13 protein-coding genes are annotated in these 13868 nt (G+C 46.9%); 4 read left to right on the top strand and 9 right to left on the bottom strand.

The features are described 5' to 3' along the window. Nucleotides 1-87 precede the first annotated feature (87 nt). The 3 genes from P353_RS28005 to mobI all read right to left on the bottom strand — a co-directional run bounded on the left by P353_RS28005 (nt 88) and on the right by mobI (nt 2633). The gene (locus tag P353_RS28005) at nt 88-1212 is read right to left on the bottom strand and encodes a HEPN-associated N-terminal domain-containing protein (protein WP_080750483.1); all 1125 of its coding nucleotides are present in this window, start codon (nt 1210-1212) and stop codon (nt 88-90) included. Between the two features lie 119 nt (nt 1213-1331). Continuing rightward, nucleotides 1332-1763, bottom strand: coding sequence for a hypothetical protein (locus P353_RS29125; protein ID WP_157839563.1), 432 nt, complete (start codon nt 1761-1763; stop codon nt 1332-1334). Between the two features lie 336 nt (nt 1764-2099). Continuing rightward, the gene (gene mobI, locus P353_RS08340) at nt 2100-2633 is read right to left on the bottom strand and encodes a conjugative transfer protein MobI(A/C) (RefSeq protein ID WP_034367761.1); all 534 of its coding nucleotides are present in this window, start codon (nt 2631-2633) and stop codon (nt 2100-2102) included. 577 nt (nt 2634-3210) lie between these two features. On the opposite strand from mobI, the gene P353_RS08335 reads away from it, so the two are divergent. From P353_RS08335 to P353_RS30310, 3 genes are read left to right on the top strand one after another with little or no spacing between them, the layout of a single operon-like run. Then, nucleotides 3211-4227: a ParM/StbA family protein gene (locus P353_RS08335; RefSeq protein WP_052084794.1), complete on the top strand. Its 1017-nt coding sequence runs from the start codon at nt 3211-3213 to the stop codon at nt 4225-4227. A 12-nt stretch (nt 4228-4239) separates the two neighbouring features. After that, on the top strand, nt 4240-4593 hold the full coding sequence (locus P353_RS29120; RefSeq protein ID WP_148748348.1) for a hypothetical protein: 354 nt from the start codon (nt 4240-4242) through the stop codon (nt 4591-4593). Then, a complete protein-coding gene (locus P353_RS30310; protein WP_080750482.1) occupies nt 4593-5132 on the top strand; it encodes a thermonuclease family protein in 540 nt (179 codons plus the stop codon). Before P353_RS29120 ends, P353_RS30310 begins: the two co-directional genes overlap by 1 nt. Before the next feature lie 44 nt (nt 5133-5176). On the opposite strand, the gene P353_RS08330 is transcribed toward P353_RS30310, so the two are convergent. The 3 genes from P353_RS08330 to P353_RS08320 are packed head-to-tail and all read right to left on the bottom strand — an operon-like array spanning nt 5177 to nt 6977. Next, nucleotides 5177-5761, bottom strand: a complete 585-nt coding sequence (locus P353_RS08330; protein WP_080747442.1) for a FlhC family transcriptional regulator — start codon at nt 5759-5761, stop codon at nt 5177-5179. Between the two features lie 9 nt (nt 5762-5770). Continuing rightward, a complete protein-coding gene (locus P353_RS08325; protein ID WP_157839561.1) occupies nt 5771-6361 on the bottom strand; it encodes a hypothetical protein in 591 nt (196 codons plus the stop codon). A 10-nt stretch (nt 6362-6371) separates the two neighbouring features. Beyond that, the gene (locus P353_RS08320; RefSeq protein ID WP_113707699.1) at nt 6372-6977 is read right to left on the bottom strand and encodes a transglycosylase SLT domain-containing protein; all 606 of its coding nucleotides are present in this window, start codon (nt 6975-6977) and stop codon (nt 6372-6374) included. A 546-nt stretch (nt 6978-7523) separates the two neighbouring features. On the opposite strand from P353_RS08320, the gene P353_RS08315 reads away from it, so the two are divergent. After that, nucleotides 7524-7862 carry a hypothetical protein gene (locus tag P353_RS08315; RefSeq protein WP_034367755.1) on the top strand — a complete coding sequence of 113 codons (339 nt, stop codon included), beginning with the start codon at nt 7524-7526 and terminating at the stop codon, nt 7860-7862. Between the two features lie 42 nt (nt 7863-7904). Here the strand turns inward: P353_RS08315 and P353_RS27995 are convergent, their stop codons facing one another. From P353_RS27995 to traF, 3 genes are read right to left on the bottom strand one after another with little or no spacing between them, the layout of a single operon-like run. Next, nucleotides 7905-11348, bottom strand: coding sequence for a conjugal transfer protein TraG N-terminal domain-containing protein (locus tag P353_RS27995; protein ID WP_034367753.1), 3444 nt, complete (start codon nt 11346-11348; stop codon nt 7905-7907). A gap of 5 nt (nt 11349-11353) precedes the next feature. Next, entirely contained in the window at nt 11354-12751 is a 1398-nt protein-coding gene (locus tag P353_RS08305; RefSeq protein WP_034367750.1) for a conjugal transfer protein TraH, read from the bottom strand. Between the two features lie 8 nt (nt 12752-12759). Beyond that, nucleotides 12760-13800, bottom strand: a complete 1041-nt coding sequence (traF, locus tag P353_RS08300; RefSeq protein ID WP_034367747.1) for a conjugal transfer protein TraF — start codon at nt 13798-13800, stop codon at nt 12760-12762. Nucleotides 13801-13868 lie beyond the last annotated feature (68 nt).

The following is a 13868-nucleotide window of genomic DNA, read 5'->3' as shown; positions in this document are numbered from 1 at the left end:
GTCATCACGTAGCGGAATGATGGCCGTTGATGGCCAACACCCCATCCCCGCTAACCATTCATCTCCCCTGTGTTTCCTGCATAACACCTAAGCGGAAGTTGCCCAAACCGATTTTTCGAACTCGAAAGCAGGAGTGGGCGTAACGCCCCACTCACGTTTTGCAAGTCCGAGATCTTCTGGTCCCAGGAAGAGTGCAACATTCCAACCACTTCGATGTACGGTACTACGGTATGCAACACCATCCAGTGCACCGTCTACGAATTCATAGTCACGAAAGTACTCGGTGACGACTTGAGAGGGAAGATAGTCAATTTGTACTTTATCGCTTCGCTGTACGGGCTTCATGATGTCGTTCGTGAAGTCGTGCAAGAAGCTCAAAGTTTGGGCTAGTTCTGGCGGTTCATCAGAGAATATTCCAGGAATATCCGGCAAGGATCGTAGATCCAGTACTCGAATTGGGCGGGCCGAGCGCCATAGTCCCACTTTCCCTTTGTCTTCGCGTGTTTCCTTTAGTGCTGTTGTGGTGGAAGACGCGAGATAGAACATTGGAATCCCAGATGGGTTCAGGCGATTGCTCTGAAGCGCGAATTGGGGCGGAGGAGGCCCAAAATCGGTCGCTGTCACACGCTTGTGTTTGGGTATATCTGTTCTTGCGCGCCAAAGGCGAATATCAACTGGTAGCTCTGTAATCAATTCGTGAAAATCAATTGAACGAGCAATTTTATTCAGCAGGGATGCTGGGGTGTAGGAGTCTCTATCATCGCTACCTGTAGCATGAAAGAAAAACCTCCGTTTGTGTTTCACTGTCGAGCAAAATGACTCCCAGCTGCTCCACAGGGCATCGTCAAGATCAAGTGTGGCAACGTCCTTATCAGTCCATGGTTCGTCAGTCATGGAACTCGCAATATCCGAGCGCAGGCTGCCTGTATAGTCTCTTGGAAAATCTAGGCCAATCTTGTCGAGCATGTCCCAAGAATCCCAATGTGGACCTAAGTAGCCACCTTCAGCTGAGCAATATGGAAGCTGGTCAACTGCTCTGCCATAGTAGCGCCTTAGGCGCTCCTCAATGTAATCCACAAGAACGTCAAAACCCACGGTAGGGGAGTCATATTTACGACATGCGTTGCATCCGCGAGGACCATTGTTCTCACGTATCCAGCTACGCAAGTCTTTGTCGGAAAAGCAAGAGGAGCAGACACGATTTGTACTCATATGAAAATAGTTTCTTAGAATAAAAGATCACAGCGGACATGGATCTTCCTTATGTATTTCTGAGAGATCCAGAAGGTAACTGCGAAGAGCAATTCAAGGCATCGTTTATCGAAACTTACTTATCGAGGTTTGGAGAATGCTTTGCCATATTTTGACGCCTGTTCAAGCCATACCATTTTATTCTGGTCATAAATTGCGAAAGCGCCATTGGGATTGATGAAGAGTTCAAGTCGAATTAGTTGGTAGGAGCAAGAACCATCTCGTAGATTCTTCTTGCTTTTTCTTTCAAGTACCCACTGTACTGGTGCTAACTCACTTAGTTCTTCAAGAGCTATATCGATTTTGCGCTCTGTATCTTCAATTGAATCTGAGCTTATTCCTTTGAGAAGCCCTTCAAGAATAATCAGAGCATCATCTCTGTAATTAATACGCAGCTGATTTAGATATCTATCATAGATTTCTAGTTTAGAATAATCTCTGGGTGGCTCTAACTTCGTGAATGCGACAGCATCCTCGATTGATGTCGGAAACTTATCAGCTTGAACTGGCATTAAATATATGTCTGTAAATTGGTTCTGAAAGTACGATTAGCTATTCAGCACCCAGGCGACGATAGCGAGCATGAAGCATGTAGCCCAAAAAACTGCTTTATGTGCAGAGTTCGTGTTATTGATGGATTCTTGTGTCTGAAATGTACCTACGTGTCTCTCGTAATTCTTGTGTTCTATTTCGCCGCGAAGTTCACAAGAGCGTTGGGTGGCTTGCGACATTGCACGCGCGGTATTAGAAGTCTTAACCCTGCTCGCTATCGTTGTAGGTGACAGTGTAGAGTTAGTCTTTTCAGAGGCTCCATAGATTGAATTGTGTCGGCTCATGTGATCCCCCGATTAGCTGGACAAGGATTCATATTCTCTCAAAGCTTTTCTAAACTTCGTGAGTATCTTCGCACGAGTCCGCAATTTTGCAAACGTCTTCTCGGCGTCAGCGACAACAGCTTGCACCCATGCTGGTTCACGCTGGAATGAAGACATGTCGTAGGAATCAGACTTTCCCTTTTTTATATGCTTCGAGAGAACTCGAATACTAGATTTTGATTTTTCTTTAGGAATTACGTTATTTCGATGCCAGGAGATCTCCAAAGAGCTATCTTTTATACGGACACGACAGCCCAAATAAGTTTGCTGCTCCTTGGGCATTTCCTTTCGGGCAGTTAGCGAAGTTTGATGGAAGTTGGCAGCAATCACATCTGCTTCAAGAGCAAGAAGTAGCAGCTGCGCTTCCACACCTTCCGCAGTGCTGAGCATGAAGGTCTTGGCTGCGGCCTCAAAGTCGATGTCTACGCGATGCTCCCAGGGCTTCTCAAGTTCAGTTCGGAGGTGTTCGATATGAGCGCTGGGCGGCAGTGAGTTGAAAGAGGGCATAGAGGTTGTTGGGAAAAAAATGTGTCCCTTCCCAAGATACTATCTTCTATGGGCTGGGAGAGCTATTTCCCATAGAAGAGGGCCGGTGCAAGAAAACTACCCTGCAAACGGCTTCTAGTAGATCACCGAGAAGGTCCTAGACTACGTGCCTGGTGCCGGTGTGTTCAGCTTTGCACGAACACTCAAAGAGTGGGAAAAACTTTCTGTTCTCCATATTCTATGGGGAGTGACCAAGCATGGCTGTAATTGATTGGATGCATTGAGTTGAACATCTATAGGCATCTGAGCAAATCTAAGAGGTCCAATGTGGGAAAGAACTCAGTTGTTCCCTTTTTATATGGGAAGCATAGAAAAAATCCCGATCTACTAACAGGGCCTTGAGTCCGCCTCAGGCGCGAAGAATTCGAGCCTAGCAGGAGGGGAGCAGAGATACAGGCCATGATCCTCCAGGCAACTAACGGACTTCAAAGCGACTTTGAAAAGAAAATTTTCCGTTGATAGTTCCATTTTATGCATCTGTGATGCTATGATGCCAAGCGTTACAAGTCGTTTTGAAGTCGTATCAACAGGAGGGAACATGGCGAAAAAAGGTACTGAAGCAGTGGAGAATTCTGAATTTATCCTCGGTATGGATATTGGCTATTCGAATTTCAAGCTGGCCTTTGGCCATCGTGAATCGGATATGACGACATTAGTCCGCCCAGTCGGGGCTGCCCCTCTGTCGCTGATGCCTCAGAAAATTGGAGGCGGCCACGGCTCCGACTTTGTACAGGTCCTGGTGAACAATGAGCAATGGGCTGCTTGTGTTGAACCAGGACGCATCCAAGGCTGGGAGCGGGAATTGCACGCAGACTATCCCAGCACGAACCAATATAAGGCATTGTTCTATGCAGCACTGGCTCTGACAGAGCAACCAGTGATTGATGTGCTTGTGACAGGTCTGCCAGTAGATCAATTTAAAGATGAAAACACCCGTAAAAGACTGAAAGATAAGCTGACGGGTAATCATCAGATTGCAAATCAAACAACGATTGAAGTTAAAAAAGTAGTTGTTGTTCCTCAGCCTGCTGGAGCCTATATGGACATCAGCGAAAGCGTGCAGGAAGATGAAATCGAAGCTGTCATCAATCAGGGCCGTACAGTAGTGATTGATCCTGGATTCTTCTCAGTTGACTGGGTATCTATCGCTGCAGGTGAAATGCGCTATAACTCATCTGGTACATCACTTAAAGCGATGTCTGTACTTTTGGATGATGCGGCAAGCCGAATCAAAGAAGAGTTCGGAGGTCAACTGAGTGTTGAAAAGCTAGAATCTGCAATTGTCTCTGGTAAGAATGAAATCCCTTTGTATGGGAAGATGGTCCCTATCAAGAGCTATGTTGAAGAGGCCATCAAGAAGATCCCAGACCTCGCGCTAACTTCAATGAAGAAGTCCATGCGAGAAGAGGGACTAGATGCTGACGTTATTCTTTTGGCTGGTGGCGGGGCAACCTTTTATAAAGAGGCTGCCAAGCGGATTTTTCCAAAGGCGCACATCATCATGAGTGCGAATCCCGAGTTGGCCAACGCTCGCGGCTTCTGGATGCTGGGTTAAAAGGAGTTGATAGTGTCTAAAGCAGATCAAAATGATTGGGATGGGAAACTATCAAATATTAAGGTTTCCAAGTTCTCGCATCCCGAGCTTTACGGGGACTTGGTAAAAGTCAATCAACGCGACAGAGGGGAAAGATTGCGCACTTTGGCAATGCTTGGCCTTCAATCGTTGAACCTCTCGGCCTTGGTAACTGGTGAACCATTAGCTGTACCCAGAAATGTGGAGCCGGAGAAGAATGGTGATGCTGGTTCAGCTGAGAAAAATGTGCAAGCAACTGAAGAAACCAATCAGCCTCCATCAGATCGAACCGTGGGGAGAGTGAGCGTAAATAAAAGCCGCCGTGACGCATTACTAGGCTCAATGTGATGATGAGGATCAGCGTGTTAGCTAGTCTTGCATGTGCTTTTCTGCCACTGCAGGTAAATGCACAAAATTGGTCTGAGACTGGAAAAGTCATCTACGTTGACGATGGAGATACAGTTGTACTGCTTCGCTCAGATAACTCACGGCTAAAGATACGACTGAGTGATATTGATGCTCCCGAGTCGATGCATGGGCACAAGCGGCCAGGGCAACCGCTCAGTCAAAAGGCTACAGACTATTTGAAGTCATTGGTACATGGGAAGATCGTCAATGCTCACTGTTATGAGTATGACCGTTATAAAAGAGGCGTGTGCACCATCACCATTAGTGGTCAGTCAGTTAACTTAAAAATGGTAGATGCAGGCCTCGCGTGGGCGAATAGAGCCAACCCAAGGTATGTACGTGACACCCGTGTATATGAGGCGGAGGTAGTCGCTAAGAAGCAGGCAGTGGGGGTTTGGAGTCTGCCAAATCAAGTTGCCCCTTGGAGGTGGCGTAAAGACTGCTGGAATGATGCTGCCTGTGAAGGAGCTGAGCAATAAAAAAGAGCGCTAGAAAATCTAGCGCTCTTTTTTTTATGACTTGATCAGGCTGCAATCATTTTTGCTGATTCATTCATCGGGAGACGAGCTGCATCATGGCAAAACGGACACTCAATGTATGTGCGCTGATTGACGCTGGTGAAGTAGGAGCATTTGCAGGAATTACATACTGAAAGAGAAGCCATTTCACTACGAAGTTCAGAGGCCAAGCACCAGGCATCCGTGATCGTGAAAGATGGCCAGCGCCCGTTCTTCATGCTGGGAATTTCATTGCGCAGGGTGTGATAGAGGCGGAACGCTTTGACCAGCTCAGGGATCTGTACAGAGATAGTCACATCGTCCCCTCCCAGGTTGTAGTACAGCTGCATGAGCAAAGATGCCTGGATCTTTGTCGCGCTGTTGTGGATCAGTGTCGTGCCGCTCCGCATGGTGCCGTGGTTTTTTCTTGCTCCAGTACCTTCATCTTGCTCAAAACCACTATAGATGCGGCGCAGTTGTTTGTGCGTAAGGCCGGTTTCGATCATGATGATCTTCGTAATGAATCCAGCTTTAGTCATCTGCCGAGCGAGAAGCAACTGCGTCAGCGACGCCATCTGCGCTTTAGGTGCTATCTGTGTGGTTCTGGACATGTCTTCCTCTTATGCAGTTATCGATTGTTGAATTTTTTTCAGCAGGATGTACTGAAGGTTTCGTCTCCCGGAAATGATTTCGGCAATGATTGATTCGTCGAAACGAAGAGCAAAACTCACTGCGAAATTTGTGGAAATACCGGAAAGCTGAATCAGCGTGGCGTTAGAACACGCACGCACCAGGTTCAGGCCAACGCCAAAGGTCTGTGAAGCTGTTTCCACATCTTTTCGTGCCTGTACGCCCAACTGCACCCAGTAGAGATCTGTGCAATTGCTGGTGTCAGTGATTTCAAATGTCTGCTTGTAGTCTCTGTCTTCTATCCACTGGCAGATCTCGTGTTGGTTGGCGACGAGCTTGAAGCTCAGAACTGTGCCTGATGAAAGGTTTGAAATTGCTTCATCGGACAACTGGGCAGCGAGTTCTACAGTGTGGCTTTTCAGGTTAAAGAGCTTGCCAGCCAGGTCTGGGTTCTGAATGGACACCTTTCTCAGGATGCCCCACAGCGAGGCATCCAGCTCTTTGACTGAAGGATCAGACTCACCATAGGTCAAATCCTCAGCTCGGTCATCCAGCTCTTGAATTATGTTCGTTTGAAACATCAACATGTCATTAACCCAGTCGTTTCAAGTTTCTGTAGATGGCCAAGACCCGCGCGCCGTAGTTACGCGCGCGTTCAGGCTCAGTCCAGTTGTGATAACGGCCAATGCCCAGCTCGATGTCGTCGGGTGACGATTTCAGGGATTCGATGAGAATTTGATTTGCGACCCGCAGATTCGTTGGGGGGTCGAGCAGATCGGCAGCTTGCTTGACGCGGTGCCCATGCCAGAACAAATTCGTTTGGCACATCCCTATATCGATCCTGCGGCCATAAGCCTCAATCCATTCCGCCAGCTTCATTTCTGCTTCTGCTTTGGTCTTGGCGTAATGGGATTGGGTAGAGCGCAGAGTCCATGGCCAGGGGCTGATGTTTCCCTTGCCCCGCCCAAAACCGGATTCAACGAGGGCAATCGTGTAGAGCAGAAGAGGGTCAGTGCCTGTGCTGTTTCCTTGTTGCTCAAATAACGACCCTCGCAACGAATCTGCAACTGAAGAAGTGTTGGTAGACGCGAGAACAGCACCAGCAGAGCTGGCCAGGGGAAAAGTCAGAAGTGAAAGGATATGGCGACGACTGGGCAGGGAGGAGGTCGGTCGGCACAAGTGCAGAGACTGGGGCATGAATGCAGGTTATCCAAAATGCGTTTAGAAGTTCATTTTCCGATACTGTAAAATCGTATCAGAATGTCAAATCCTTGTAATGCAACAGTTAGTCTTTTTTGGGATAGACGTTTTGTTACGAAGGTACACAGTTGCCCGTACCCGAGGCGATGAAAGGCGCGATTCGGCTGAATCGAGATGTCAGATGTGAAAGATGCGCAGGAGAAAGCAGCAAGGAAGGCGACATGGCCAACGATGCGAGGCTGGTGGCAGCAAGGCCACAGATTGATCCCTACCCAGTAGGGAAGCCTTTTCGGCAGAGAGAACCTGCAATGCAGGTGATGTGTGGCACTAGGCCTTGAGGGACTGCACTTCGGCAGTAGCAGCCAGTTGAGCTGAGCAAGCAGCGTGAGGTGGCTGTGAGATCATTATAAGCACAGATGGCCCTAAATGGGCAAGTGGCTTTTGTGGTCAGATTCATGTAATGAAGTTCTGCAAAGCGGCTCCCGAAGTTGCATTTTCTGAACCTGTAGTAAATTAGATGTACATAAAGAGAGAGAGGAACCAATGCTGAATTTCAACAAGATCTTCTTGGTGTATGTCCCCGGAATTGCTTTGCTGTCGCTACCTGTAGCTCCCCTGTTGAGTGTGTACGCGCTGGGTGCATGTGCTCTGTATCTGGCTTTCTTGCTGTTGAAGTTCATCAACAAGTCGATGGTCGCCACGATTCTGATGTGGGTCGGAGCCTCTTACTTCATCGGTGGATTCTTGGCATTGTTCGGCTTCGCAATAATGCGAGGGATATTTGCAACGCTTAAAGGTGGTGTTTCTTCCAGCGATCTGGACTTGCTAGATCCTGTAGTCGCAAATCCACACTTGAGGAAAAGAATATTTCCAGGTCAATAAAAAAAGCCGCTTCTAGAACAGAAGCGGCTTTTTTATAGGTAATTACTTGCCGGGAGTATTCTGAGTTGCGTTCCAGGCCTTCACATCTTTAAGAATAGGTCCCGATTGCCCATCTTTCGATCCTTGGTGCACACCCGCATTGTATATATCCTTATACATGCTGAGTGCGAATCGGTTGTCCTTTTCTGACAAGATTGCTTCACCGCTCGAATTTCTGAGGATTTCTCCTGATGAATCCCTTTGCGCCAAGCTTTCACGAAGACCCTTATAACCGGCATCAAGTCCGGCTTGATCATTGAACTTCGCAGAAGCGAAAATCTCAGCCTGATATCCTGGTAAACCGTGCTTCTCTTGGGCAAAGCGTTTCGTAAGACCTTTCATCTCCGATTTATGATCGTCCAAGAACCTTGCTGCAGTAGTAGCGCCGCCTGAGTACGCTTGGGCGAGGCCTTGAGCCATGAATGCACCCGTTTCCTCAATACTCATATTCTTAGTGTGATCTGAGAAACTTGACTTCCCGGTTCGCCATTCATTGAAAGCATTAGTCGCCTTCGCTGAGACACCCAGCAAGGTATTGCCGAGATAGCCTACGGCTCTTTCGCCTGTACTGCGATTCTTGAAGTCTTCTTGGAACTGTTTGATTCCTTCGCCCTTAGGATCGGCAAGTATCCGGTCATTCTGATCATTCGATGTTTGTATATTGGAAGCAGTGCTCTTCCCGAACTCCATAAATGAACTGCTCAGATCCTTGATTTGATCAAGTGTTCCCATATCGCGTTGAGCAAAACTTGTGGAGCTTGATTTATTTATAATTTGATCTTTAATAAAATCACTTTGTTCATTGGCAACCCCCTCAAGAGCACGGTTTCCGTTTTTAACCAATGTGCCTGTCCTACTTTGATGGTCTGCAACGACGGAGCTTGGCCCACCTGGCTGTCTTTGAGCTTGTGTTGTAACTGAAGACAACTTCCCATCATTAAATTCAGGGGCACCGGCTACTCGTGATCTGATCTCATCAGTATTGACACCTGTGGGTGTTTGTTCTTTGAGGCCGGAATTTCTGTTCGGATCACCGGTGAAATCAAGACTCCTACCAGTAGCTTGACCGATGATACGCATGCCTTCAGCTAATCCAGCGCTGCCATTTCCATTCGCATAGTTGCTTGAGTTTGTCAGTGCTTGAAGCTGTGCTGCGTTGCGGGCTACATTTCTGTCCATGTTGTAGCTATTCGCAAATCTATTCTCCAATGCAATTGCTTCCTGCCTTACGGCTTGAGGTGCATTTTGCACTGCATTGTTCAGCCTGCTCTCAGCTTCAGGAGATGCAGATATTGCACCGCCAAGAGTTTTCATGTCTGTACTGGTTTGCTGCCCCAGTGAACTTTGCATGCTTTGGAGAGAGGTAAGACTTTCAGTTGCAGCGATACTTTCCTGTGCTGATTTAGCAACAAGATTTGATGAACTATCAGACCATGATTTTGTGAATGAGTTACTACCTGAATCTACCGCCTGATGTGTGAGGCCACTTGTCAGGGCTTGAGAATCGGAAGTGGAGAATGTTGCCCCTTGTACAGCCCTCATAACGCTATCTAATCGTCCACCTTCGCTCGCAGTGTTAGATTTATCTGCTGAGAGAGCTGCGCTTAAAGCACCCTGTAGACCTGTACCCTTTGCACCCGCCCCGCCCATTGCAGATAGAGTAAGAGCACCTTTAATAGCGTCTATCGTGGATTCACTTAAACCGTACTGCTTACCAATTTCTCTGGCCTTGCTATCGATCATTTGGCTCTGTTTAGTGCCCATCGATGAGACTGAGCGCCCTAAGGATTGCAGTCTCTGGGACTGTTGCTGCGTGCTTCCGCCTTCGGTTACGCCACGAGAAACTTCTTGCTTGAATGCATCAGACTTCGATTGCTGAATTGCAGAAGCTGAAGAGATTCCGCTTGAAACAGCATCACCAAAATTCATACTTGAATTTAGGTTCTCTGTACCAGTTTTCTGTATTCCACTGAAGGAATTCCCGCTATGCATCGGCATCATGCTAACAAGTGGGCCACTTTGCAACGCATCGGGACTCGATAACTTCTCGTTAATATGATCGCTTCCGTTCACACGACCAGCAAGGCTTGTAAACGCATATGTGCTTCCAGTGACGATGAAGAGAGAAATAATTGGTGTAGAGGCAGCAAGCATGCCGCCAGTCGCAATCCAGTTCTGCAGAATTTCACCGGCTGTGTTTATGGCATAGAATGAATCAAGTCCTGGTAGATTAAGTTGAGCTATCTTATTTGTCGATATCACATGAATGTAGAGATTGACGACTGCGAGGACAGGCATCCAAAGCTGAATCCATAAAACAGTCAGGAAATACTTAATCAGCAAGCCCATACCGAAGCTTCCCATCACCATGAGCATGGCCATTATGGGTGTGAGCGAGTACACGAAACCCTCAAAGAACGCCATCATTGGCCGCGCTACCGTAACGAACATTGACTGCTCAGTAGCCCATTGGGTATTACGTTGTTGTATAGCTTGGTTCACCATTACCGCTGAGCCGAAGTCAAGCATGTCCTTGTATTTTCCAACAACAGCATCGTTGTACAGTGGCTCCAATATAGATGCCTTCAGATATTCGTTTGCAGATGTAGACGCTTGCCCAAGTGCCTGGATAGAGTCTTGAATGCGCGAAGTCGCTTGTCCAATATCAGGTCTGTTCAAGCCGATTGCTGCAGAGATAGCCTGTTGAACACGCATATCTGATATGGAGTCTAATGATGCACTTAGATAAAACCACCCTTCAGAGCAGGTATATTCTTCCCCATCTATTTCCCCAGGATTTAAATAGATTCTTGTTCCGTAGAGTGATGACATGAAAGGAAGAACCTCCGTCACCTTGCCCGTCATCATCGATTCGACGGAAACTAATCCTAAGTCAATTTTTGTAAGAGTACATTCGCGGATATAGTTGTCCCAGCTCTTTCTAATATCCACAGAACCACCGCCCATAGCATCATTCATTGCGACATAAATTCCCGATTTATCAAGATTTCGTCGGGTGTCATTGAGCAGTTTTAAAGATTCTGCAAACTCCGTTCTTGTAATGCTCGGTGCGATTATGCTAAATCCGGTCGTGAATAGATCTGTGACTGTGTACCCGACATTGGAAATTACTCCTCCTGTGAATCCAATTCCTAACGGGACGTTGGCAACTACGCGCACATTCCCATCGTATGCATCTTCAATTGTCACGACTGTAGCGGGACCGAAGAAGCACATGTAGCAAACCCAGCAAACAAAAACTTGCTGAAATTCGGTTTGCTTAGCACCTTGCAATAGCGACTTGACACAAATTATTAGAACGCCGAAAAGCATCCCAATCATGACGGCCTTTTCCAGATCGCCTGCACCTGTGATCATTGCAATGCCAATAAGTATTTGCTCTAGGAACGTCGAGTCACCTATTGAGTAAATCGTGAATGACATCATGATGTTTATGGCTTCGGAGCGGAGGTTAATGTGGAGAGTGCATACTTTTGCTTTCTTGAAATCTCCAGAATTGAGCGATATCGGTCAATAATTTTTGATAAGTCACCGTATTCGCCACGTAGGGCCGAATAGTCACTGTCAAACTTGCTTTTGGAAATATTAATTTCGTCAAGTAGTTGCTTTTTGTTAGCGGAGTCTGAAGAGCTAATTACAGCGAGCGCAACTCTGAAGAAATCATCGACAACCTTCTTCATCATTACTAATGAAATTGCGTCTGCCGAATCATTGGCGAACAAGACCGCAGAGTCATAAGAAACTATTGATAGGTTTCTTATGATCGCACCCATACCACTAGGCATGGAAGTTGTGAATGCTTTCTCAGTTTCAGAAAGAACGCCACTATTGGTTGCATACTTGTAGATTACGCCTGGAGTTGTGCCCCCTCCGTGAAGCAAATCAACAATCTTGGTTCTCATACCTTTGATGGTTACTCTCTTGGTGGTAGGGGAGTAGCATTGATCATCACCATTGCAAGTATAAATTTCAAGATTTCCACCTTGGATAAGGTCTTTAAGAGTAATGAGTCCGCCTGGGAGCGTAATGATCGGGTTGGTATTTTCCTCGCCGGATGAAGTCCCCGTTTTGTCATTCACCATGTCACCAACAACAATCGAGCCTGTCATAGACATGATGGTTTCTAGCAACTCTGTATCGCCGTATGTAAACCAAGAGCTGGCATAATTCTGTTTCATGGTTTTCCACAGAATATTACCAGTCATTCTTTTATAAACTTCAGGCGATTGATCCCTGATTTCCTTAATTGGTGTTTTTCCGCCTGTTTCTTGCTTTGTCGAGAAGAAGTCTTCAAATAGACCATTGGCAGAACCCATGAGCGAAGCATCTGTTTTGTTCTTGAGATCCATGCCGGAAGTCAGGTCATTAACAAACCCTTGCGCAAGTTGGCAAGAATTACCAAGATGCTGGTTGAGTTCCTGAATCTTCTTCTGGAAGGATTCAATCCATTTCGCCCCATCAGGAAATACATTGTCTAGTGCTAATTGGAATGCGTAGCCTTTGGCATTGGCTGCAACCGCTCTCAATAGTTGGACCAACTGCTCTGCATTAATAAAGCTGAATGATCCACCAAATAAATCAACGCCTCCACATCCGGCTTTCCATGATGGGGGTGTGAACGCAACCAAATTCGTATCGTAGATCTTTGATTTGGTAGTGAATCTCCCACCCGAAAGAACGCCGCGACGTTGTGATTCATAAACACCAGGAGGGGTCACATTCGTCATCTGGCCGAAGACGCCATCAAGCTGTGACTGCAGGCCACCAGCGTTTAACAGAGTAGGGGATAGCGATAGAGCAACAGCTGCAACAGATAATTTGAGTTTCATGATATTAATTACTTGGTATTCAGGCGGGTTCTGATGTATTCCATCAGTTTGCTTGGTTCAACAAAATTGGATTTGCCATTTGTCTTTTGCTGAATCCTTTCTAAGTCTTTACCAAAAATCGATGGATCTAGTTTCTCTGCAATGTTGTTATCTGTCGTGTAGATTGGTTTCGTCTTTTTATATTCTTCTTCAGAAACCCAGCCATTCCGTTTTGCAGCAATAATAATTCTGTGCTTCATCTCAGGAAGAGAGAGTGCCCCTTGCCCAATTGGCTCAAATTTCCCACTTGGTGAAACTAAGAACGTTGCAGGAAAATTGACGATATTTAGAGTTTTAGCATGGCCACTATCCGTCTTGAAGTTTGGGAATATGTTGTCTTTGAGTGGTCGTCCAGTTACCGAGATTGGAACGATAGTGAATCCTTGAGCCTCTAGCATCTTCACAATAGAGGCTTGAAGGTTGCTATATTCGTCATCTTTAAAGAAGAAAAAGATGCCAGCACGTTGAGCAATAGAGTCGATGAGGGCACTTTTCTCTTTACCTGCTTCAACATCTAGCTTTTGAGATGCAAATGTCGCTGCAGGACGCCGTGAAATTTCATCCAGATATGGATCACCCAGTACGGCCATCTCAGTAGCATTTGAAAACTGCTCCGACCTATCGATTGCAAATCGCTGGAGATACATGAATGCGCGAACGTTCTCCACTGTCGGGTTGTCCCAGGCCGCATCCTTGTACTTGGGGAGGTTTTCGCGCACCCACGCGGCTGAGAAAGGTGCTGGCCCTTTCTCCAGTGCTGGAGGAACAGATGCAGGCTTTGCAGGTGGTGACTGTGTTGGTGCCGCCTGAGGCTTGGGTGGTGGCTTTGGAGGCTCTTCTTCTTCATCCTCAGGCTCTGGGGCATACCAGAACCATCCTTCGCTCTTGCGGTCGTAGAAGCGAACAGGGGTCTCTTCGATCTGCTGTGCGTATGCTTGCCCAACCCCCATACAGATCGCGTTGGCCAGGGCAATCAGAATGCAGCTACGTTGAAATGCAGTGGTTTTCATCAGTCACAATTCCTCTTGTGACTGATCGTATGGATATGGCTATCTAGGCATGCATCAGCCTCTGCCCT

This window comes from Comamonas testosteroni (genome assembly GCF_000761245.1).
In the GTDB taxonomy this organism is placed as follows: Bacteria; Pseudomonadota; Gammaproteobacteria; order Burkholderiales; family Burkholderiaceae_C; genus Comamonas; species Comamonas testosteroni_C.
The sequence above is the reverse complement of the archived record's forward strand: the minus strand, read 5'-3'. Positions and strand labels throughout refer to the sequence as shown.

Excerpts from the sequence above, each read along its gene's own strand:
- P353_RS08325 (WP_157839561.1), bottom strand. The coding sequence starts at position 6,361 with ATGTTTCAAACGAACATAATTCAAGAGCTGGATGACCGAGCTGAGGAT.
- P353_RS08320 (WP_113707699.1), bottom strand. The coding sequence starts at position 6,977 with ATGCCCCAGTCTCTGCACTTGTGCCGACCGACCTCCTCCCTGCCCAGT.
- P353_RS08315 (WP_034367755.1), top strand. The coding sequence starts at position 7,524 with ATGCTGAATTTCAACAAGATCTTCTTGGTGTATGTCCCCGGAATTGCT.
- P353_RS08335 (WP_052084794.1), top strand. The coding sequence starts at position 3,211 with ATGGCGAAAAAAGGTACTGAAGCAGTGGAGAATTCTGAATTTATCCTC.
- traF (WP_034367747.1), bottom strand. The coding sequence starts at position 13,800 with ATGAAAACCACTGCATTTCAACGTAGCTGCATTCTGATTGCCCTGGCC.
- P353_RS27995 (WP_034367753.1), bottom strand. The coding sequence starts at position 11,348 with ATGATGTCATTCACGATTTACTCAATAGGTGACTCGACGTTCCTAGAG.
- P353_RS08330 (WP_080747442.1), bottom strand. The coding sequence starts at position 5,761 with ATGTCCAGAACCACACAGATAGCACCTAAAGCGCAGATGGCGTCGCTG.
- P353_RS28005 (WP_080750483.1), bottom strand. The coding sequence starts at position 1,212 with ATGAGTACAAATCGTGTCTGCTCCTCTTGCTTTTCCGACAAAGACTTG.
- P353_RS08305 (WP_034367750.1), bottom strand. The coding sequence starts at position 12,751 with ATGAAACTCAAATTATCTGTTGCAGCTGTTGCTCTATCGCTATCCCCT.
- P353_RS30310 (WP_080750482.1), top strand. The coding sequence starts at position 4,593 with ATGATGAGGATCAGCGTGTTAGCTAGTCTTGCATGTGCTTTTCTGCCA.
- mobI (WP_034367761.1), bottom strand. The coding sequence starts at position 2,633 with ATGCCCTCTTTCAACTCACTGCCGCCCAGCGCTCATATCGAACACCTC.
- P353_RS29125 (WP_157839563.1), bottom strand. The coding sequence starts at position 1,763 with ATGCCAGTTCAAGCTGATAAGTTTCCGACATCAATCGAGGATGCTGTC.